Genomic DNA, 18,926 nt, shown 5'->3' with positions numbered 1-18,926 from the left:
CACCGGACGCTCTTGTCAGGGCGCCGTTGTGCGCAGCGTTGATATGACTCCCCACCAGGGGGCAGCCCCCTGGTGGGGAGTCATAATGTCTAGGTGCTAAAGGGAATTATGAAACGTCTATTCATTCTTTTTTGCGGGGTCATGCTGGTTGGGTGCGCGTCCAATCAAGACCGCGCCCTTGAGGGAAACGCAAGGTACTACGGAGCTTCGGAGTACTGTTTAAACCTTAAGAAAAGGGCAACAGATGATCTGAGTAATCCGGATAACTATCGACAGTACCAAGACGAATGTGAATTTTATGGAGGTAGCGAGCCTCCGAAAGAGGATCAAAATAGAGAGTGCATCCTCAATATGATTTTAGGTGGCTCTTGCAGTGAGGCATATGAGAAGTGGGAGTGATTAATCGTAGGCCTCACCTAACCATGCAGTCACGGCGACGTCTACTACATTGCGGCTTCGCCTCCATTTCAAAGCCGCGCATGCTGCGCGCGTTATGTGTGCAAACTAGAACGGAGGAACAGATGAAATCCATTAAGACCTCGCTCATGTTTGTCGGGAAACAGGCAGGGAAAGCCGAGGAGGCGATCAAGTTCTATACCTCTCTATTCCCTGGTTCAGAGATCATTGATCTTCAGCGCTACGAAGCTGGCGAACATGAAAAGGCATTTCGGGCTCTAGCCGAGGGTGGTTCAGAGCTAATGCCTTTGGATAATTCTTCACACGGTTGTCGTTCGGCTCCCCTATTAGAGCTTTTCTATTGTCACCAGTAGCTGTAGATACAGCTCATCAGGGCAAAGGCGTTGGCCAAAAACTGATTAATTTTGGCATCAAGTACCTGGCTGAATTGGGTGTTGAGCTCATTTTTACCTATGGCGATCCGAACTATTATTCAAAAATGGGGTTCAAGCACGTACCTCAAGAGCTTGCGAAAGCACCATTTGAACTAGCTCATCCTGAAGGGTGGTTGGGGCAATCACTGAATGGAGGCAGTATTGAGCTACCGCTGGGACAGGCTCGTTGCATCGAGGCATTCAATGATCCTCAATATTGGTAAACGTATCTGCCTTAACCGTCGCCATGATCGACTATATGCACACGACACCGAAGCGTGAAATTCTTTGAGGAAGATAATCATGGCAAAGTCTCTAATGTCATTCCGCAGTGAGGCAAAGACATGAAGGCACTGATCTATCGTAAATTCGGTTCTGCCGATGAATTGGAGTGGAGCGGTGACTGGCAGGAGCCGGAACTTACCGACGGGAGTGTACTGGTCAAAGTCGTTGCCGGAAGTGTGAACCCCAAAGATGTGCTGCTGCGAAAAGGAAAGTTCAGCAAAACCCTGGCGCGCGATCCGCTACCTCGTATTTCAGGGCTGGATGTGTCGGGAGAGATCCTGGCAGTCGGTGACAACGTCACAGGCTATGCAATCGGCGACAGGGTTTTCGGGATGACTAACCATTTCTCCGGTGGCGTTCATGCTGAGGTGGCCCTGTTGAGGGGTGACGAGATCTGCCATGCACCCGGTAATCTTTCCCTTGAGCAGGCAGGCAGTGTTCCGCTCGCAGCTCTGACTGCACTGCAGGCTTTGAGAGATTTGTGCAAAGTCCAGAAAGGGCACCGAGTGTTAATCAATGGCGCCAGCGGCGGAGTAGGGCATTTCGCGGTACAGATTGCCAAGGCGCTGGGTGCCGAAGTGCATGCGGTCTGCGGTTCTAAAAATCTGCAGTTCGTGGAATCCATCGGTGCGGATGCGGTCTACAGTTATCAGGATCAGGCTGCCAATCAACTATCACAGCAATTTGATGTGGTGTTTGATGTTTTCGGGAAATTGACACACAAGGACTTTTCCCGGCAGCTCGGAAAACGAGGCATATTCGTCAGCACGGTACCCAAAGCTTCCACCATCATCTCCGAAGCTCTGGCTCGCACCGGTCTTGGCAAACGATCCCGATTGGTCGAAGTGAAATCCCGCTCGGCAGATCTGGCGCAATTAAAAGACTGGATAGAAGCCAGGAAGATCATCCCCCATATTGATGCGATCTACCCCGTTTCCCAAGCGCAGGACGCGCACCGACATGTCGAGTCGCGACATACGGTGGGGAAGGTTTGTATTCGGTTGTCCACCACACCGGAGGAAGTCCACTCTGCTTCTTGAACAACCACGGCGAGCCCTTTACCGACTACGATAATCATGGCTGCTATCTTTAGGGTTAGGATGCGGTCCCTGCACGGGGCTGCCTTCAACCTGTAAGGGGGGTATGCCATGACATACGATCTTCTGGATGAAAGCGGGCAGATTCTTCGTGAGGCCGGACGTCTCGGTCAGATTGACCCCAATGTGATGGAATTTCTTGCCGCACCTGCACGCGTGGTGTCGTTTCGCATTCCATTGAAGATGGACGACGGCAGCTTTCGTGTCTTCGATGCCCATCGGGTCCGTTATAACGATGCCCTGGGTCCGAGTCGAGATGGGACACGGATTTCTGCCGATCTCGAACTTGATGAGGTGAAATCGCTGGCACTGATCATGGCGATCAAACATGCCGCTGGCCGGATTCCTGCCGGTGGGGGCAAGGGCGGCATCGTGGCCGACCCGCGTGAACTGAGTGATCGGGAGTTGCAGTCTCTTTGCCGGGCTTACATTCGCAACCTGCGTCCCCGTGGTCCGGCTTACGATGTGCCCGGTGCGGATATCGGCACCGGGCTGCAATCCATGAGCTGGATGCTGGACGAATATGAATCAGTCACCGGATACCATCAGCCGACAGCGGTCAATGACAAACCTCCCATCCTTGGCGGATCCCTGGGGGGGTATGAAGCGACCGGCAGTGGTGTTTTCGACGTATTTCAGGAGGCTTCGACGCTGGATGGCTATGATATTGAAAATGCCCGTGTCGCTATCCAGGGATTTGGTCAGGTCGGGTCGGTAGCAGCAGGTCTGTTCTACGAAGCCGGGTGTGATGTGGTGGCGGTGAGTGATAGCCGTGGCGGCGTCTATGCGAACGACGGGCTCGATATTCCAGGCCTGTTGGCACACAAGCAGGCCACCGGGAAAGTCGCAGACTTTGCCGGCAGCCAGCCTTTAACCAGTGCAGAGACGCTGGAATGTGACTGTGATGTGCTGGTACCGGCGTCGGTTCAGGGCGTCATTACCGCGGACAATGCCGACAGGATCCGGGCCCGGATGGTGGTGGAGGCTGCCAATGCCCCGGTCACGGTCGCCGCCGATGAGATGCTGCTGGAAAAAGGGGTGACCGTCGTACCGGATGTACTGGCCAACGCCGGTAGCGTGCATTTATGCCAGATGGAACGTAGCCAGGGGCTTTCCGATTATTACTGGGACATTGATACGGTCAACCGCATGCGACAGGACCGGTTGACCAGAAGCTACCGGGAAGCGTTGAACACGGCAGCTGAATACCAAGTAAAATCAATCCGGCTGGGTGCATGGATTAACGCACTCAAACGGATTGAAGAAGCGATGCACATGCGCGGCTGGTGTTAGTCGGAATTGGCGGCTGGGACGTTCTGTCAATATCCGTAGGACACGGCCAGGGTCAGGGCCTGTATGTCCCGCCATTTCAGGTGGTCGGCGCCGATGCTGGCCTGCCAGCGGCGATACTCCAGCTCAACGCCAATGGCCTCAAGTTCCGGCCAGACCAGGCCTCGTACAGCCAGACCGTTACCGAACTGATAGCCGCCCCCTAAGCCCAGCAGACCTTGATCGAACTGGTACAGGCCACGCAGGTGTGCTGACCAGGGCCCGTTCAGCCAACTGGTGTCGACCCGAAGCTGGGGGTCGAGGTGTTGAGTAAAGTTCCGATAGCCTTCGCGGCCTGACAGCAAGGGTTCGAACACCGCATAGCCATCCTCATCGTAACGTTTCTGGTCGGTGTCGGCGGCAGCTTCGGTGAAGGGCGCATCGTCCCAGCGGATGCGGGCCAACAGGTCCTCGGCCCGAAAGCTGAAAGCCCAGTTTTCATCGGGTTGCCAGTCGGCGGCCAGGTCGAAGCTCCATCCCAGGCCATCGGCCTCGTCCACGTCCGGACGCTTGAAGATCACATCCCGGTAATAGACGTAGTCCACCCGGGCGTTGAAGTCATAATCAGACTCGCTGGTGGCGGTAAACCGTCCCTCCAGGCCTCCCGACATGAGGTATCGGGCTTTCAGCAGGGCGGCGCCACCAGTGACTGACCAGCTGCCGGCCTGATGGCGATAACCCAGTCGCAGGCCCTGGCCGACAAAGCCGTTGGCGCGCACCCGCACCGGCACAGACTCACCGACCTCCAGTGGCTCTTTGCGGGCAATGCGGCCATAGAATTCAGCAGCATCGTCGTTCATGCGCAGGTCCACCAGGGCACGGGCAAACACAGACAGCTCAACGCCGTCTTTGCGTACTCCGGCTTCCAGGTGGTTTACCGACCATTGCCGTTCGCCCCGTTCAAAGTCTTTGCCCCAGTCTTTGATGGTGGTGCGGATGGGTTCTGGCTCGCTGACGATCTGGTTTTCGAAACGGCCGAATGGTTGGATCTCAGCATTAGCCTGACTGAAAAAACCGATAATGAAAAAAAGGGCGGGGCCGAAGCCCCACCCTGTTTTCCGGCGTTGCCGATGGATCATCAGAACAGGGACTCGAACTCAGTGACGTCGCCATTCGGGTAGGTGATCATCGGAATACCGTTACGGGTTTCGACATCACCGATGTCCTCGCCGTTGAGCAGAGCGTCCCCGGTCACGCCGGTGAAGTTGCCACTTGCATCAAACTGGCCGTTCAGCGTCAGCTCATACCCCTGCGGGTTGAAGATGCGGGCCGTAACAGTCTCCGGGTTTGCCAGGTCGTCAGAGGCTACTACCAGCGAGTACTGGCCGTCGTTCCACTTGACGTTGGCCAACAGGCTGCCGCCGCGGTAGCTCTTGCGGCTGGCGGTGGCGGTGACGTTAGCCGCCGGCAGTTCCGGCATATCCACACCTGCTGTCAGTGTGAAAGAGGCATTGATGAAGTTGTCGGCTGTCTCCAGATCGGGGGTTTGCGCGTCGACGTAGAGGTAACCGTAACTATTGAGATAGTAGCCGTTGAGTGACAGCTGTGAAGCGAAGCTGCCAAACTCGCCACTCAGGGCATCAAACACCAGGCCGTCGATGCTGGCTAGAGTATCGGCATCCAGTTCCCCGGACTCATAGGAATAGCTCAGAGTCGCATCGGCGCAGGCCCAGTCGGCGTCATCCCAGGTGGGGTCGTACCAACCGTTGCCAAGTAGTGGCAGTTGTCCCTCTGGGTCGGCCAGGCAGTTCTCATAGTAGCCAAGTTCCGCGGCACGAGTGAAATCAATGTAGCCAAAGGGCTCGCCACCCCAGGGATCGAACTCGGTGACATAGGCAGAATTCACCTGGGCGTCAGCCAGACCGAGGCCGGACATGGCAAGCTCAGCAGCCGCTTGGCTATCCGTAACGAAAGCCGGTGACTCAAAGGAGACGTTCAGGGTTTCGAGGTCATAATTGTTGAGGGAGATATAGTCCCCCTCTGCCAGGCCAGTTGATACCCAGGCGTCGCTGATACCGTCAGGCAGAAGAGCGATGTCTGGATAAATATCCAAATAGATAGAGCCAAACTCCGGGTCGGCCCAGACGTTCGCGGAAACCGGGCCGCTGGACAGTGCATCGGAAGTTGTCAGGCTAAACGTTTCTTCCTCACCTGTGTTGTCATTGTAACCTGTGAAAGTCAGTGTCTCGGGTAGTTGGGCCACAATTGCATCCCGAATGGCTTCTGCGACCACACTGATCTGGGTGCCGTCCAGGGACGCATAGTGATACTTGGTGCTGCCGTCACCCTCATAGCCTCCTGCATAGAACCAAGCGTCCCGGGTGCCGCCTTCGTGAGTCCAGGATTCAACACCAGCATCGGGTAAAACAGTGCCCTCTGGCAGCAGATCCAACAACGGGGCCAGATTGCTACCGTCTACATTGGTATCCACATCAATGGACTGATCGTTGTAGTCGGCCCAGGCGAATGTGTCGAAGCTGGCGGCGTTGTTGATGTTCAGGGTAGCGCTGCTGCGGAAGCGATTGCCGTCCGCAGACTGGAACTCACCGGCCAAACGCAGTCGCTCGAAGGAAACGGGGGTCTCGTTCAGGAGAACCTGGTTGCTGGTCAAGCGTGTCAGGCGAGCCTCCAATTGGCCGGAGAAACTGTCTCCTGTGCTGGCCGCCAGCGTTACGCCGCCCTTGAGCGAGGCATTCTGGAAATTGGCATTCAGTTGTTCTGTGGAGGTGTCCGCCAGATCCTTGGCAAGGTTTAGCTGTGCTTCCACGTTCTCAAGGATGAGCACTTTACTCCCGGTACCGTCGTCGACCGAGCCGTTCAGGGTCATCACGTTGGATGAAAGTATGCGGCTGATGACGCCGGTTGAGAGATCAAGGGCATCAACCGGAAGGTTTGTGGCCAGTGTCAGATCGAACGGCAAGAAAGCGGTGGCTGCCTCTCCGGTAATCGCACCGGTGAGGGTGACCACCAGGCCATTGTCATTGGCGAAGCTCAGGGTGGCAGTGCCGACCTTGACCTCATTGTCCAGAATGTCCATCTCGCGGGACTCGCCATTTTCCATGGCGGTCTGGATATCTGCCGGGTCCAGAGTGATCAGCTCCAGGGACTGGCCGATGATGTCCATGGACATCTGCAGGCTGTTCAACGGGCCTTCGCCCAAGGCGGCCTGAATGGTGTCTACGTCCACCTGGATAGCAGCGCCGAGTTGGTCGCTGTCGAGTTCTTCAACGGAGGCGACCCAGGTACGGGCCTGGCTGACAAATTTCTTGAAGGCAGCGATTTTCTCGGCTTGGGTGCTGTCGGCGCCGATTGCCAGCTCTTCGTCATACGTCGGTTTGAGGCCATCTTCGGCATTATCGTACTGGGCGGTCTGGGTGTTCAGGGCGTCCTTGGTATCACTGTCCAGTTCCGGCGTGCTGTCTGTTACCTGGCGGGTAGCGTCGGCGAGCTGGGAAACAGAGAAGCTGTCTTTATCATCGCCCACGGTGCCGTCGTCCAGGGCCTTGGCGAAGTTGGCCAGGTTCTCACTAACGTCTCCGCCAGCGTAGATCAGCTCCGCTACCACGGCGTTCATGACTGCTGCCTGAGCTTCGCTGGCGCTGGCGCCATCCAGGTTGTTGACATCCCGGGCACGGGTTTTGGCGACATCAAAACCGGCTACCTGGTTAACTTCTGCGTAGGCCTGTTGGCTGGCGGCTTCCAGGGATTTTCCCTGGCCAGCCAGGGTCTTGGTGCGGGAGGCGGCCATGGTGGACCAGGCGGTGACCGGTGTGCTTATGGCCTCATCACCAGAGGCGGTGTCGGTGATGGCACTGAGCTCGAAATTGGCTGGCAGTTCTACATCTGCTCCCTTGGTGCCGCAGGCGCTGGCATCACAGATCATGCGGGTGCGATCGTTGACGCTGACAACAATTTCAATGGGTCCGCCTTGATAGCTGTCTGCCAAGTCCAGGCTGTACTCGCCCTCTTCGTCGGTTTCTGTGCTGCCCACCACCTGCAACGTCCGGACGCCTTTGCTGTCAAGTGCGTAGGCAGTTACGGTAGCGAACTTCATCACGCCTTTCACGGCTTCGCCGGAGACGGTCTGGGTGGTCGCGGAATTGGAATTTCCGCCGTCAGTTGAGCTTCCGCTGCCGCCACTACAGGCCCCCAGGAAAAGACTGGATGTAATGGCAAGCGAAAGCGCGGACTTCTTTAGAATGGACATGGATGCTCCTTGCACAACTGTCCAAGCGCTATTGCTCCAAGCGCCCGGAACGGGGATTAACTTTTATTAAGGCGCTGAGATTATCGATAGGCTTGCTTCGAAGGAAATCCCCCAAATGGGGGAAAAGGCGGGAAACGGTTCCTGAATGGCTCGTCATTTTGTTCGTGAAGTCGTTTCGCCGCAGGACTGTCCGGGTAAATGCCTGACAAATGTAAAAGATGGTCAAAGTGGGACAATTGTTCAGAATAGTGAGTAATATGTCGCTGGAAGCGGGAGAATTACGATCCCCGACGAGTGTATTAAAAGGACTTAAAGTGACATGGCACCCTTGGAAACAGTCTCTCCACACAAAGACGTGTTCTTTTCCCCGGACTACCACGACCTGATTGGTCTGATCTACGACGCTATCAACAACAAGGAAGGGTTTTTCCCATTTCTGCAGCGGTTTATTGAGGTTTTTGACGGCCACAGCGCGTGCTTTGCTGTCTACGATCTGAAAGCCGAGGTAGTAGCGGGCAGTTGGACCGTCAACATTCCTGAGCACGCCCTGGCCTTCTACTCCGAACATGTAGCCCATCGCGATGCCTTGGTGGAGGCTGCGATGGAGGTGTATGAACAAGGCGAAATGCGCTTTGTCGCCAGCAATCTGGACATCGAAAACGTCGATGAGGTGCGGGTTCGTACCCGTGTAGGGGAGTTTATGGCCAGTTTTGGCGCCAATGACGCCGCTGGCGCTATCGCATTTCGTAATGAAAATTATCTGAATTTCTTCAGCATTCAGCGTTCCATTGATCAGCCACCGTTCAGTCGGGAACAGCTGGCAGTATTTGACCGGTTGCTACCTCACCTTAACCGCGGGGTGAGCCTTTATACTGAAATGACCAGCCTGGCAGCCAAGGCGTATGCACCGGAGCGGTTGGTGCTGGACAACTTGCAGCGGGGTATCCTGATTTGCGATGCCAATTTCCGGGTGGTGTTCAGGAACGCCATGGCGGAACGGTTGCTGGCCGAGCATCCGGATATCTCGGTGTCGGATCAGGCGTTGTTGCTGTTCGGCAACGAGGGCTTCTCACAGAATATGCTTGCCTGTTTATCGAGTGCCATTCGGGCGTCTATCGAACGTCGTCAGGTGTCGGACACGGTATTGCGTTACCAATCCGGAACCCACAACATGACCATCACGGTCTCTCCTCTCACCGCCACTCCTGGCAGTGGGCTGGCAGATCGACCGCTCGGCGGCGCCATGATCGGAATCTACGACTGGTCGCAGCGACCGGACATTGACCCGGCTGTCTTGCAGCAGCACTTCGGGCTGACAGCCACCGAGGCACGGGTGGCAGCGCTGTTGACCCATGGCAAGAGTCTTAACGACATTGCCGAACACCTGAACCGTACCCGGGAAACCGTCAAGTCTCACCTCAAATCGGCGTTCCGCAAGACCAATACCTCTCGCCAGGGGGAGTTGGTAGCACTTTTGTCGGCTAGCGGTGTGCTGACGTAGCCGCCCGGGCTGCATGCAGCTTCTTGTAGCTGTCGATCAGCCGCAGGTGCTTGTCCAGGCCTTCCAGTTGCGTATTGGTCGGGGTCAGGCCGTGGAACCTGACCTCACCACTGACTGAACCCACCACGGCGTTCATGGTGTCGTCGCCGAACATGCGTCGGAAGTTGGTCAGGTAGTCGTCCAGCGTCATCTCGTCATCAAGGGTGACTTCCAGCACTGCCTGCACCGCCCGGTAAAACAGCCCGCGCTCGACGGTGTTGTCGTTGAACTGCAGGAACATGTCGACAAACTCCAGTGCTTCCTCGTGCCATTGCAGGGCCAGGCAGATCAGGATTTTCAGCTCGAGGATGGTGAGCTGACCCCACACGGTGTTCTCGTCAAATTCCACGCCGATCAGGGTGATGATGGTCATGTAATTATCGAGTTGGCTGGCTTCGAGGCGCTCCACCAGATCGGCCAGTTGTTCGTCGCTCAGGCGGTGCAGGTTGAGGATGTCTTCCCGATAGTCCAGGGCCATGTTGGTGTTATCCATGATCAGGTCTTCGACCGGATACACCTCGGAATATCCGGGCACCAGAATGCGGCAGACCGGGGCGCCCAGTTCCTCGTAAACGGCTACATAGACTTCCTTGCCCATGTCCGCGAGGATGCTGAACAGGCCGTCGGCTTCTTCCGCGTTGGTGCCGGAAAAATCCCACTCGCAGAATTCGTAATCGGAACGGGCACTGAAGAACCGCCAGGACACCACGCCGGTGGAATCGATAAAGTGTTCGACGAAGTTGTTGGGCTCGGTAACCGCCAGGCTGTTGAAGGTGGGCGGTGGCACGTCGTTCAGGCCCTCGAAGCTGCGGCCCTGGAGCAATTCCGTCAGACTGCGTTCAAGCGCCACCTCGAAACTCGGATGGGCACCGAAGGAGGCAAACACGCCGCCGGTTCTGGGGTTCATCAGCGTGACGCACATCACCGGGAACTGACCGCCCAGGGAGGCATCCTTCACCAGTGTCGGGAAACCCTGGGCTTCCAGGGCTTCGATACCCTCGAGAATGTCCGGGTATTTCTCCAGCACGTTCCTGGGCACATCCGGCAGGGCAATCTCTCCTTCGATGATCTGCTTTTTCACCGCCCGCTCGAAGATTTCCGACAGGCACTGTACCTGCGCTTCGTACAGGGTGTTGCCGGCACTCATGCCGTTGCTGAGGTACAGGTTCTCGATCAGGTTGGAGGGGAAGTACACCACCTCGCCGTCGGACTGGCGCACAAAGGGCAGGGAGCAGATGCCGCGGTCACGCCGGCCGGAGTTGGTGTCAATCAGGTGGGAGCCACACAGCTCGTCCTCGGGGTTGTAGATGGCAAGGCAGTGGTCATCGAGGATGCCCTCGGGCAGTTCGTCGTCCGGTCCGGGCTTGAACCATTGCTCGTTGGGATAATGTACAAACTCGCTGTTGGCGATGTCCTCGCCGAAGAACTGGTCGTTATAGAAGAAGTTGCAGTTCAGGCGCTCAATGAATTCACCCAGTGCCGAGCACAGCGCGCTTTCCTTGGTGGCGCCCTTGCCGTTGGTGAAACACATGGGCGAGGCGGCATCGCGGATGTGCAGCGACCACACATGGGGCACGATATTGCGCCAGGAGGCGATTTCGATTTTCATGCCCAGGTTTTCAAGAATACCGGTCATGTTGGCGATGGTCTGCTCCAGCGGCAGATCCTTACCAACTATGTAAGTACTTGCTTCGCCTTCCGGCGGTGCCATCAGGAGGGCCTGGGCGTCCTCGTCGAGATTTTCCACGGTCTCAATCTGGAACTCGGGGCCGGTCTGCACCACTTTCTTCACGGTGCAGCGGTCGATGGAGCGCAGGATGCCCTGGCGGTCCTTGTCGGAGATGTCTTCCGGTAGCTCCACCTCAATTCTGAAAATCTGGTTGTAGCGGTTTTCCGGGTCGACAATGTTGTTTTGCGACAGGCGGATGTTTTCCGTGGGAATATCCCGTGCCTTGCAGTACACCCGCACAAAGTAAGCCGCACACAGCGCCGATGACGCCAGAAAATAGTCGAACGGGCTGGGCGCCGAACCATCGCCCTTATAGCGGATGGGCTGGTCGGTGGTGATGGTGAAATCGTCAAACTTGGCTTCAAGTCGAAGATTTTCCAGAAAGTTAACTTTGATTTCCATGAACAGGGTACCGCGTTTGCAGAATTGAGCGGGCTATGGGAAGCCGGGTGTCATTATCCAGTTTTTACCGCCCCGCGTCTTCCCTACCAGATCAATCGCACCAGAATGGCCGCAACCATCAGCAGGGTTAGCCACTTGATCCATTGCGCGCCACGGACGCCCATATTCACCCGGACCGCCGCCATGGCGCCGGCCATATTCCCGAGCGCCAACACCAGTCCCATGCCCCAGAGCACCTGGCCCTTGAGCGCAAAGATGGCCAACGCGGGCAGGGTGTAGATCAGCACGATAAAAACCTTGATGACATTCACCTGGGGCAGGTCGATCTTCAGCATGCGGTAAAGGACCACAACGAACAGTGCGCCGACTCCGACCTGGATAAAACCGCCATAGAGACCGATCAGAAAAAGCGCGAGGTATTCGGCAATGCCCAATCGTTCCGGCGTTAACGGGCGGGTATCGAGCTTGGGCTGTGGCAGCAGCATGAAAATGGAGGCGCCGATCATGGCGGCAATCAGCACGCCCTCGAAGATCTGCCGGGGAATCCAAGTGGCCGTCCAGGCACCCAGAAGGGCACCCGCCACCGCCGGGATGGACAGGCGGATACTAACCGCCAGGTTGCTGTGGCCCGCCCGCCAGAAGCTGCCCACAGCCGTAATGCTCTGCAGGGTGATTGCCACCCGGTTGGTCCCGTTGGCGACCTGGGCGGGCAGCCCGAGAAACATCAGCAACGGCAGCGTCAGCATCGAGCCACCAGCGGACAGCACGTTGATGAAACCCGCCACGCCGCCAATGGCCACCAGGGCCAGGATGTCCATCAGGCTCATGAGCAGTCACTCACGCCGTGGCAGCGTGCGGTATGCCCGTACCGCGCCGGGCACTCCAGACCAGCAACGCCAGGAAGATAACCAGGCCGGCCAGGTCGATCCAGATCATGCCATGGGGCCATAACATCAATGCGCCTATGGGGAACATCAGCAGTCGCAGCCACCAGGCCAGGCGATGTTCCAGGTACCCTTCCAGGCCCGCAACGATGGCGTAAATCCCGAACAGCGCAAAGGTGAACACCTTGAGCGCCTCGACCGGTGTACCCGACACCAGCGGTGAATAGGCGAACAGCAACGGGATGATGTACAGGCCCTTGGCGATCTTCCAGGCGGTCAGTCCGGTGCGCATGGCGGGGGTGCCGGCGATGGCCGCCGCCGCGAAAGCGGTGAGACAGACCGGGGGTGTCACGTTAGAGTCCTGGGACAACCAGAAGATGATCATGTGGGCCGACACCAGGGCCATGGCCAGGGCATGGGGCGACAGCGCCTGTTCCTGCAGCTGGCGGCTGAAGTTGTCCGGCACATCCGCCAGCAACTGGGTGGCGGTGGCCATATCCATCGGGGCATTGAGCAGGTTCATGGCGTCTGGCGCGGTGAGCATGAAGATGGCCCTGGCTTCCTGCGGGAGGTTGCCGCTGACCATCAATTCCAGCAGCTGGCTCTGGGCGATCAGGCCATAGATGGCCGGCGCCGACAGGGTGGCCAGCACGATGTAGGCGGCGGTGACCGGCAGCCCCATGCCCAGGATCAGGGACGCCAGAGCCACCAGCGCGATGGTGATCAGCAGGTTGCCACCGGCCCAGTCGGTAATCATCAGTGAGAAGGTGTTACCGATACCGGTGGTGGAGATGACATTCACGATCAGCCCCACCGTAATCAAAAGGATCGCGGTGGTCATGATGTTGCGGCTGCCCTGGGCGAGGGCGTCGAGGATGTCTTTTGGCTTCATCGGGTTTTTGGTCAGCCAGGACGCCACCACCACCGAGATAATGGCAATGCCGGCGGCATAGGTTGGGGTAAAGCCGTAGACCAGCGCGGCCACCAGGATGACCAGCGGCAACAGGTAATGCCAGCCCCCCTTGAGGACCTGAAGGAAGGTGTCGGCGTTCTCGTCTTCCAGTTTGACGGCATGGCTGCGCTTGGCTTCGATGCGGACAAACATCGCCACGGAGAGGAAGTACAACAACGCCGGCAGAGCGGCCACGCCGATGATAGTGACATAGGACACCTGGGTATAGGACGCCATGATAAAGGCCCCGGCCCCCATGACCGGGGGCATCAACTGGCCACCGGTGGACGCTGCGGCCTCCACGCCCCCGGCAAACCGGGCCGGGAAGCCCGCCTTGCGCATCAACGGAATGGTGATCACCCCGGTGGACACGGTATTGGCCACACTGGAGCCGGACACCGACCCCATCAGGCCTGACGAAAACACCGCCACGAACCCAGGGCCGCCGACAAAGCGGCCAGCGGCGCAGCGGGCCAGGTCGATGATGAAATCCCCGGCGCCGGATTTCACCAGGAACGCACCAAAGAGGATGAACATGAACACGTAGGTCCAGGAGATCCGGGCAATTGAGCCCAGCATGCCCTGGCCCCCGATGTAGGATCGATACAGTACCGTTTCCCAGGTCAGGCCCGGGAAATTGAATATGCCATCCACGTACTGGCCCCACCAGGCCACGTAGGTGAGTGCGACGATGCACAGGCAGGGTATGAACCAGCCGGTCGTGCGGCGGGCAAACTCCAGCACCAGGATCACGGCGAGGATGGACACTACCCAGTCAGCGGTCGAGAACACCACCCCGCGGTCGTACAGCGCATCCTCGAATCCGATCAGGTAGAGGGCACAGCCCAGGGCCAGTAACCCAAGCACAAGGTCCAGCGAGAACACCAGCCGCCGGGTGTCGGGTCGTTCGCTGCGGATCATGGGCATGGTCAGGGCACACAACAGGCCAAACAGACCGAAATGCAGGGCGGAGGTCCACAGCTCTGAAAGCGTGGAGAAGGTATTGAACCAGAGATGACTGAGGGCGATAGCGATCGCCAGCACGAAGATCACCCGGCCAATGACCGGGTGCCCCAGGCGCTCGGGCGCCTCGGTCGGGCTTTCCTCGTGGATCTTCTCCAGCCGGGTGTCTATCTCCGGGTCTTGGTCGGGGGCAGAATTACTCACTCAGCTAGGTGCCCTTATTCCGCGATCAGGCGGTCCGGAATCTCGATACCCTGCTCCTCATAGAAGCGCGCCGCCCCAGGGTGCAATGGCATGGGCAGGCCGACAATGGCCTTTTCCAGCGCCATAGCCTTGGTGGCCGCGTGAATATTGTTCAGGAACGGCAGGTTCTCGTAGATGGTTTTGGTGATCTGGTAGACGTCTTCCTCGGAGACATCCTCCCGCACCGCCAGAATGTTGGGCTGGGCGATGGTGTTGATCACCTCGTCCTGATTGGGGTAGGTGCCGGCCGGGATTTCATAGGGGGACCAGAGCTCGAATTCGCTGTTTACCCGGGCCAGCTGTTCCTCAGTGAAATCCAGGGTGGTGATGTCATCGCCCATGTTGGCGTACGCCCGGGTGACCGCGGAAGCCGGCACCCCGGCTGGAATGTTCATGCCGTCAATGTTGCCATTCTGCAGGGCATCCGCACTGGGGCCGTAGCCGAGGTAGGCCATATCCATGGCTTCCAGGTCGACACCCAGCTTGCCGAGAATGAAGCGGCCGGAGCCCTCGGTGCCGGAATTCCGGGCGCCGATGGAGAACGTCTTGCCATAGAGGTTTGCCATGTCGGCAATGGTGCCGCTGTCGGCCAGTTCGCTACGAATCACGAAATGCTCCACGTTTTGCCACAGCATGGAGACGGAGCGCAGGTTCTTGTAGGCTTTGGGTACCGGGCCACTGCCACCCCACGCCCAGGCACCGTAAAGGCCCTGAAGGATACCAAACTGGCTTTGGTCCTCGTCCATCAGCTTCAGGTTCTCGCCGGAGCCGGCGGAGCTGATGGCGGACAGGGAGATATTCTGGGTGGGCTCAAGCTTGACCTTGATCAGGGTGGAGATCGCGACCCCTACCGGATAATAGGTGCCACCCGTTGTGGCGGTTCCCATGATGTATTTCCCCTCCGCCTGGGCATTGAGGGAAACCCCGAGAGTGGCAGCGGCAAGCATCGCCGTGGCTGATTTCAGGAACTGGCGCTTGGTCATGGCTGTGTCCTTGCTTTTATTGATTGGTCGGAACGATGGGTTTTGCGGCGTTGTTTTATTCAGATCAATCTAGTTCAGCCCGGGACAATCGGCCACCTTGATCGTCTAAGCCATTAGGATGACTCCGGTGATTCCATAGCCCTGGCGTATCAGCGCATGGCTGCCAGGAAACGCCGGTATTCCTGCAGCGAACGGTCGATGCCGGCGGCCCGCAAGCGGACCGTCTGGCCGGGCAGGCATTGGGCCAGGCGTCCGGCGGCCAGTGGTGTCAGATTGCCAAGCCGTGGGTAGCCACCGATGGTCTGCCGGTCGTTCAGCAGTGCTATTGGCTGGCCGTCTGGTGGCACCTGAACTGCGCCCGGAGAGATACCCTCCGACACCAGTGAGGCAATGGCGCAGCGGAGTATTGGGCCGGTGAGCCGAACGCCCATGCGATCTGCGCGCTGGTCCACTTGCCAGTCCGAATTGAACGCATCAAACAGGCTTTTGCCGGTGAATGCCGCGATCTGCGCACCCGGAAGCAGATCCAGCGTGGCCGTCTGGCGGTAATCCCGCTGCTCTGATTCCGGCGCGATCTGATCGGTGGGGCTGGTATCGGGGACGCGCACGGCCAGTGTGTCGCCATCGCGCAGGGGGGCGCCCTGCCCGTCGAAGCCCCCTAGCTGTTCCCGCACCACGCAGGCAACGCTGCCCAGTACCGGTTCCCCGAAGAATCCACCGGCGACCGCCAGATAAGCTCGTAAGCCGTTGACCGGATTGCCAAAGGTGAGAGTGTCACCGGCACGGACCGTCAGTGTTCGCCACCGTGGGGCGGGCTGCTGGTTGTGCTTTATGGTCAGGTCAGCCCCGGTCAGCGCGATGGTCAGATCCCGCTCGGCCACCAGTTCCAGTCCGCCGAAGGTGATTTCCAGCGCCGCTGTTCCCCAGGGATTGCCCGCGAGACGGTTGGCCCAGGCCCAGGCATGCGGATCGGCGGGCCCGCCCTGGGTGACGCCCAGGTGCCGGACCCCGAAGCGCCCGGCGTCCTGCAGCAGGGCCAGGGGACCGGCACGGGAGACGCGGAATCCTGTCGGGTTGTTCGTACTCATTTCGCCACCTCTGTGTCACAGGGCGTGATATCGCCTCCCTGAGCCTCGAATGTGGCCTGATCCACGGCAACGAAGCGTACCCGGTCGCCAACCCGCAGCAGGCTGAAAGTGTCGCGATGACGGTCAAACAGCCGGGCCGGGGTGCGCCCGATCAGGTTCCAGCCACCGGGCGTCACCATCGGGTAGGCAGCGGTTTGCTGGCCGGCGATGGCGACGCTGCCGGCGGGCACTTTCTGGCGCGGTGTGTCGAGTCGCGGGCAGGTCAGTTGCTCGTCGAGCAATCCCATAAAGGCAAAACCGGGTGCGAAACCCAGGGCGAACACCCGGTATTCGCGGTTGCTGTGAGCCTCAACGACCGACGCCGGTGACAGGCCTGACAGATCCGCCACCCGCTGCAGGTCCGGCCCGACCTGCGGGTCGTACCAGGTGGGCAGTTCGTGCAACGTGCCGTCGGCACCGGCTTCCAGTGGCTGTAGCCGGGTCAGCAGGTCGAGCAGTTTTTGCCTGGCCTGGCAGGGGGTGATGCGCAGTGGATCGAAAACCACCAGCAGGGTGGTGTAGGACGGCACCAGGTCCACCAGCGCCGGACCGAAGGCTGCCTCGCAATCCCTGGCCAGCGCGGTCAGCCACAGCAGGTTGTTTTCCTCGATGCGGTCAAACAGCCTCACCATCCAGCCGTCCAGGCCGGCGCGCTCCAGGCAGGGTAGATGTGAGGATTTCATGGCTGCCCGTGCAGTTTGTTGAGCATTTGCCGGATGGCGCGTACCGAGGCCACCGATTCCTCGTTATCCCCGTGCACGCATAGGGTGTCGGCGGTCAACACCAGGGTACTGCCATCGCTGGCGGTCAGTGGCTGACCGGTGGCGATGCGCCTTGCCTGGTCGATAATGGTGTCAGGTTCGTGATGAACCGCACCGGGTTGCGCCCGGGACACCAGCCGGCCGTCACCGTCATAGGCGCGGTCTGCAAAGGCTTCAAACCACAGGGTGATGCCATGTTCCTGTGCCTGCTCACGGATGGCGGCGGTATCGCGGGTGGCCAGAGTCATCAGTGGCAGGTCCGGGTCGAAGGCCCGAATGGCCCGCGCGACGGCGATGAAAATCTCTGGCTTGCGGGCCATGTCATTGTAGAGCGCGCCGTGGGGTTTTACATAGCGCACGGCGGTATTCTCGGCACGGCACATGGCCGCCAGGGCGCCGACCTGGTAGAGCACCAGGTTCTCGATTTCCGCGGGCGAGCAGGCCATCGACCGGCGGCCGAAGCCGACCAGATCCGGGTAGGCCGGGTGGGCGCCGATGCCAACGCCATGCTCTGCCGCCAGGTGGACCGTACGCCGCATCACGTCCGGATCGGAGGCGTGAAAGCCGCAGGCGATGTTGGCCAGATCCACGTGGGGCATCACTTCGTGATCCAGTCCCATCACCCAGGGGCCGAAGCTTTCCCCCATGTCAGCGTTCAGCAGTAAAGGTTTCATGGTGTCCTCTGTCATTGCGCGGATCGTTACCTCTGTGTGAACAGTTTATCAGTTCCCTATCGCTCTGGATTCGGTGGCTTTGTCAGGCAAGGAGATGATTTTCCTTTGCCGGTGGCGGCGGAATCCAGCAGGTGGCCATAAGTGCGACGGACCCGCCACTGGCTGACCATGAACAGGGTGGCGCTGACCGCCAACGACGCCAGTAGCGCGAAGCAAAATGTCACCATGGGCGGCACATGGCCCACCAGAACCGCCGTCACGACCGCAAAAGCCACCAGGCTGAGCATGCCCTGCTGGGCTGCTGCCACGGTGGCTCTGGCCACGTCCGCACCATAACGATCATGGAGCGTCCATCCAATGGTGAACAGGCCGACGGGAAAGCCGACCAGCAGGCCGGACAGCAAGGGGCCGGATTTTGTCGCCACGGTGGTGGCGACGGCGACCAGTACCCCCGCGAGGAGCCCGCGCAACACCAGATCAAACCAGCCGGAGGTCGCCACCACCGTGGGCTGATCCAGGGCCAGCGCGCGTTTGATGACTTCCGCCAACAGCAGCACCAGGCCGTAGACCAGCACGGCAACAGCCACCCCGCCCGGCATAAAAGAGAAAAGGTATGCAGCCGGAATCCAGCACAGGGTGGCCAGCCCGAGACTGGCCAGCGCGCCCGCCCGCTTGGCGCTCAACACGAAACTGATGCTGAACAGCAGCGTGGCGATCAACGCATGAAGAGTGGCCAGCGCGGCTTCCTGTATGAAGTCCGTGGGCCAGTCCTGCAACATGAAGAAGTAGCCAGGGCCAAGCACGATGGGTGTTCCGGCAAGGATTCCCCCCAGTCTTGGCCCCAGTTTCCCCACTGAGACCGAAACTCCGATCACCACAATCGCCGTGGCTATGAGTTTGGTTAGCAGAACCGTCAACAT

Annotated in this window: 15 protein-coding genes; 5 read left to right on the top strand and 10 right to left on the bottom strand. The window is 58.9% G+C overall.

The features are described from left to right. Positions 1 to 521 precede the first annotated feature (521 nt). From EHN06_RS20035 to EHN06_RS20020, 4 genes are all read left to right on the top strand, one after another. A complete protein-coding gene (locus EHN06_RS20035; RefSeq protein WP_127334233.1) occupies positions 522 to 770 on the top strand; it encodes a VOC family protein in 249 nt (82 codons plus the stop codon). After that, a complete protein-coding gene (locus tag EHN06_RS20030) occupies positions 758 to 1,054 on the top strand; it encodes a GNAT family N-acetyltransferase (RefSeq protein ID WP_228257364.1) in 297 nt (98 codons plus the stop codon). Before EHN06_RS20035 ends, EHN06_RS20030 begins: the two co-directional genes overlap by 13 nt. Positions 1,055 to 1,174: 120 nt before the next feature. Further along, positions 1,175 to 2,155, top strand: a complete 981-nt coding sequence (locus EHN06_RS20025) for an NAD(P)-dependent alcohol dehydrogenase (RefSeq protein WP_127334232.1) — start codon at positions 1,175 to 1,177, stop codon at positions 2,153 to 2,155. A 108-nt stretch (positions 2,156 to 2,263) separates the two neighbouring features. After that, positions 2,264 to 3,505, top strand: coding sequence for a Glu/Leu/Phe/Val family dehydrogenase (locus EHN06_RS20020; protein ID WP_127334231.1), 1,242 nt, complete (start codon positions 2,264 to 2,266; stop codon positions 3,503 to 3,505). Between the two features lie 26 nt (positions 3,506 to 3,531). Here the strand turns inward: EHN06_RS20020 and EHN06_RS20015 are convergent, their stop codons facing one another. Next, entirely contained in the window at positions 3,532 to 4,620 is a 1,089-nt protein-coding gene (locus EHN06_RS20015) for a hypothetical protein (protein WP_127334230.1), read from the bottom strand. After that, positions 4,620 to 7,748: a hypothetical protein gene (locus EHN06_RS20010; RefSeq protein ID WP_127334229.1), complete on the bottom strand. Its 3,129-nt coding sequence runs from the start codon at positions 7,746 to 7,748 to the stop codon at positions 4,620 to 4,622. The genes EHN06_RS20015 and EHN06_RS20010 overlap by 1 nt, the downstream gene beginning before the upstream one ends. A 319-nt stretch (positions 7,749 to 8,067) precedes the next feature. Between EHN06_RS20010 and EHN06_RS20005 the strand changes: the two genes are divergently transcribed. Next, positions 8,068 to 9,249, top strand: a complete 1,182-nt coding sequence (locus EHN06_RS20005; protein WP_127334228.1) for a helix-turn-helix transcriptional regulator — start codon at positions 8,068 to 8,070, stop codon at positions 9,247 to 9,249. Here EHN06_RS20005 and EHN06_RS20000 read toward each other — a convergent pair. From EHN06_RS20000 to EHN06_RS19965, 8 genes are all read right to left on the bottom strand, one after another. Then, on the bottom strand, positions 9,230 to 11,419 hold the full coding sequence (locus EHN06_RS20000; RefSeq protein WP_127334227.1) for an OsmC domain/YcaO domain-containing protein: 2,190 nt from the start codon (positions 11,417 to 11,419) through the stop codon (positions 9,230 to 9,232). The genes EHN06_RS20005 and EHN06_RS20000 overlap by 20 nt on opposite strands. A gap of 83 nt (positions 11,420 to 11,502) precedes the next feature. After that, positions 11,503 to 12,246, bottom strand: coding sequence for a sulfite exporter TauE/SafE family protein (locus tag EHN06_RS19995; protein ID WP_127334226.1), 744 nt, complete (start codon positions 12,244 to 12,246; stop codon positions 11,503 to 11,505). 10 nt (positions 12,247 to 12,256) lie between these two features. Continuing rightward, complete coding sequence (locus EHN06_RS19990) at positions 12,257 to 14,422, bottom strand: TRAP transporter permease (protein ID WP_228257363.1); 2,166 nt, start codon at positions 14,420 to 14,422, stop codon at positions 12,257 to 12,259. A gap of 14 nt (positions 14,423 to 14,436) precedes the next feature. Next, the gene (locus EHN06_RS19985) at positions 14,437 to 15,444 is read right to left on the bottom strand and encodes a TAXI family TRAP transporter solute-binding subunit (RefSeq protein WP_127334225.1); all 1,008 of its coding nucleotides are present in this window, start codon (positions 15,442 to 15,444) and stop codon (positions 14,437 to 14,439) included. A gap of 149 nt (positions 15,445 to 15,593) precedes the next feature. Next, complete coding sequence (locus EHN06_RS19980; protein ID WP_127334224.1) at positions 15,594 to 16,532, bottom strand: biotin-dependent carboxyltransferase family protein; 939 nt, start codon at positions 16,530 to 16,532, stop codon at positions 15,594 to 15,596. Further along, positions 16,529 to 17,254, bottom strand: coding sequence for a 5-oxoprolinase subunit PxpB (gene pxpB / locus EHN06_RS19975; RefSeq protein WP_127334223.1), 726 nt, complete (start codon positions 17,252 to 17,254; stop codon positions 16,529 to 16,531). Before pxpB ends, EHN06_RS19980 begins: the two co-directional genes overlap by 4 nt. Then, positions 17,251 to 18,006, bottom strand: coding sequence for a 5-oxoprolinase subunit PxpA (locus EHN06_RS19970; RefSeq protein WP_127334222.1), 756 nt, complete (start codon positions 18,004 to 18,006; stop codon positions 17,251 to 17,253). Before EHN06_RS19970 ends, pxpB begins: the two co-directional genes overlap by 4 nt. A gap of 56 nt (positions 18,007 to 18,062) precedes the next feature. Then, positions 18,063 to 18,926, bottom strand: coding sequence for a hypothetical protein (locus EHN06_RS19965; protein WP_127334221.1), 864 nt, complete (start codon positions 18,924 to 18,926; stop codon positions 18,063 to 18,065).

Origin of the sequence: Marinobacter sp. NP-4(2019), from assembly GCF_003994855.1 — a bacterium.
Classification (GTDB): domain Bacteria; phylum Pseudomonadota; class Gammaproteobacteria; order Pseudomonadales; family Oleiphilaceae; genus Marinobacter.
This window is presented reverse-complemented; position numbering and strand designations above follow the sequence as displayed.

Excerpts from the sequence above, each read along its gene's own strand:
- EHN06_RS20035 (WP_127334233.1), top strand. The coding sequence starts at position 522 with ATGAAATCCATTAAGACCTCGCTCATGTTTGTCGGGAAACAGGCAGGG.
- EHN06_RS20025 (WP_127334232.1), top strand. The coding sequence starts at position 1,175 with ATGAAGGCACTGATCTATCGTAAATTCGGTTCTGCCGATGAATTGGAG.
- EHN06_RS20020 (WP_127334231.1), top strand. The coding sequence starts at position 2,264 with ATGACATACGATCTTCTGGATGAAAGCGGGCAGATTCTTCGTGAGGCC.
- EHN06_RS20015 (WP_127334230.1), bottom strand. The coding sequence starts at position 4,620 with ATGATCCATCGGCAACGCCGGAAAACAGGGTGGGGCTTCGGCCCCGCC.
- EHN06_RS20010 (WP_127334229.1), bottom strand. The coding sequence starts at position 7,748 with ATGTCCATTCTAAAGAAGTCCGCGCTTTCGCTTGCCATTACATCCAGT.
- EHN06_RS20005 (WP_127334228.1), top strand. The coding sequence starts at position 8,068 with ATGGCACCCTTGGAAACAGTCTCTCCACACAAAGACGTGTTCTTTTCC.
- EHN06_RS20000 (WP_127334227.1), bottom strand. The coding sequence starts at position 11,419 with ATGGAAATCAAAGTTAACTTTCTGGAAAATCTTCGACTTGAAGCCAAG.
- EHN06_RS19995 (WP_127334226.1), bottom strand. The coding sequence starts at position 12,246 with ATGAGCCTGATGGACATCCTGGCCCTGGTGGCCATTGGCGGCGTGGCG.
- EHN06_RS19985 (WP_127334225.1), bottom strand. The coding sequence starts at position 15,444 with ATGACCAAGCGCCAGTTCCTGAAATCAGCCACGGCGATGCTTGCCGCT.
- EHN06_RS19980 (WP_127334224.1), bottom strand. The coding sequence starts at position 16,532 with ATGAGTACGAACAACCCGACAGGATTCCGCGTCTCCCGTGCCGGTCCC.
- pxpB (WP_127334223.1), bottom strand. The coding sequence starts at position 17,254 with ATGAAATCCTCACATCTACCCTGCCTGGAGCGCGCCGGCCTGGACGGC.
- EHN06_RS19970 (WP_127334222.1), bottom strand. The coding sequence starts at position 18,006 with ATGAAACCTTTACTGCTGAACGCTGACATGGGGGAAAGCTTCGGCCCC.
- EHN06_RS19965 (WP_127334221.1), bottom strand. The coding sequence starts at position 18,926 with ATGTTGACGGTTCTGCTAACCAAACTCATAGCCACGGCGATTGTGGTG.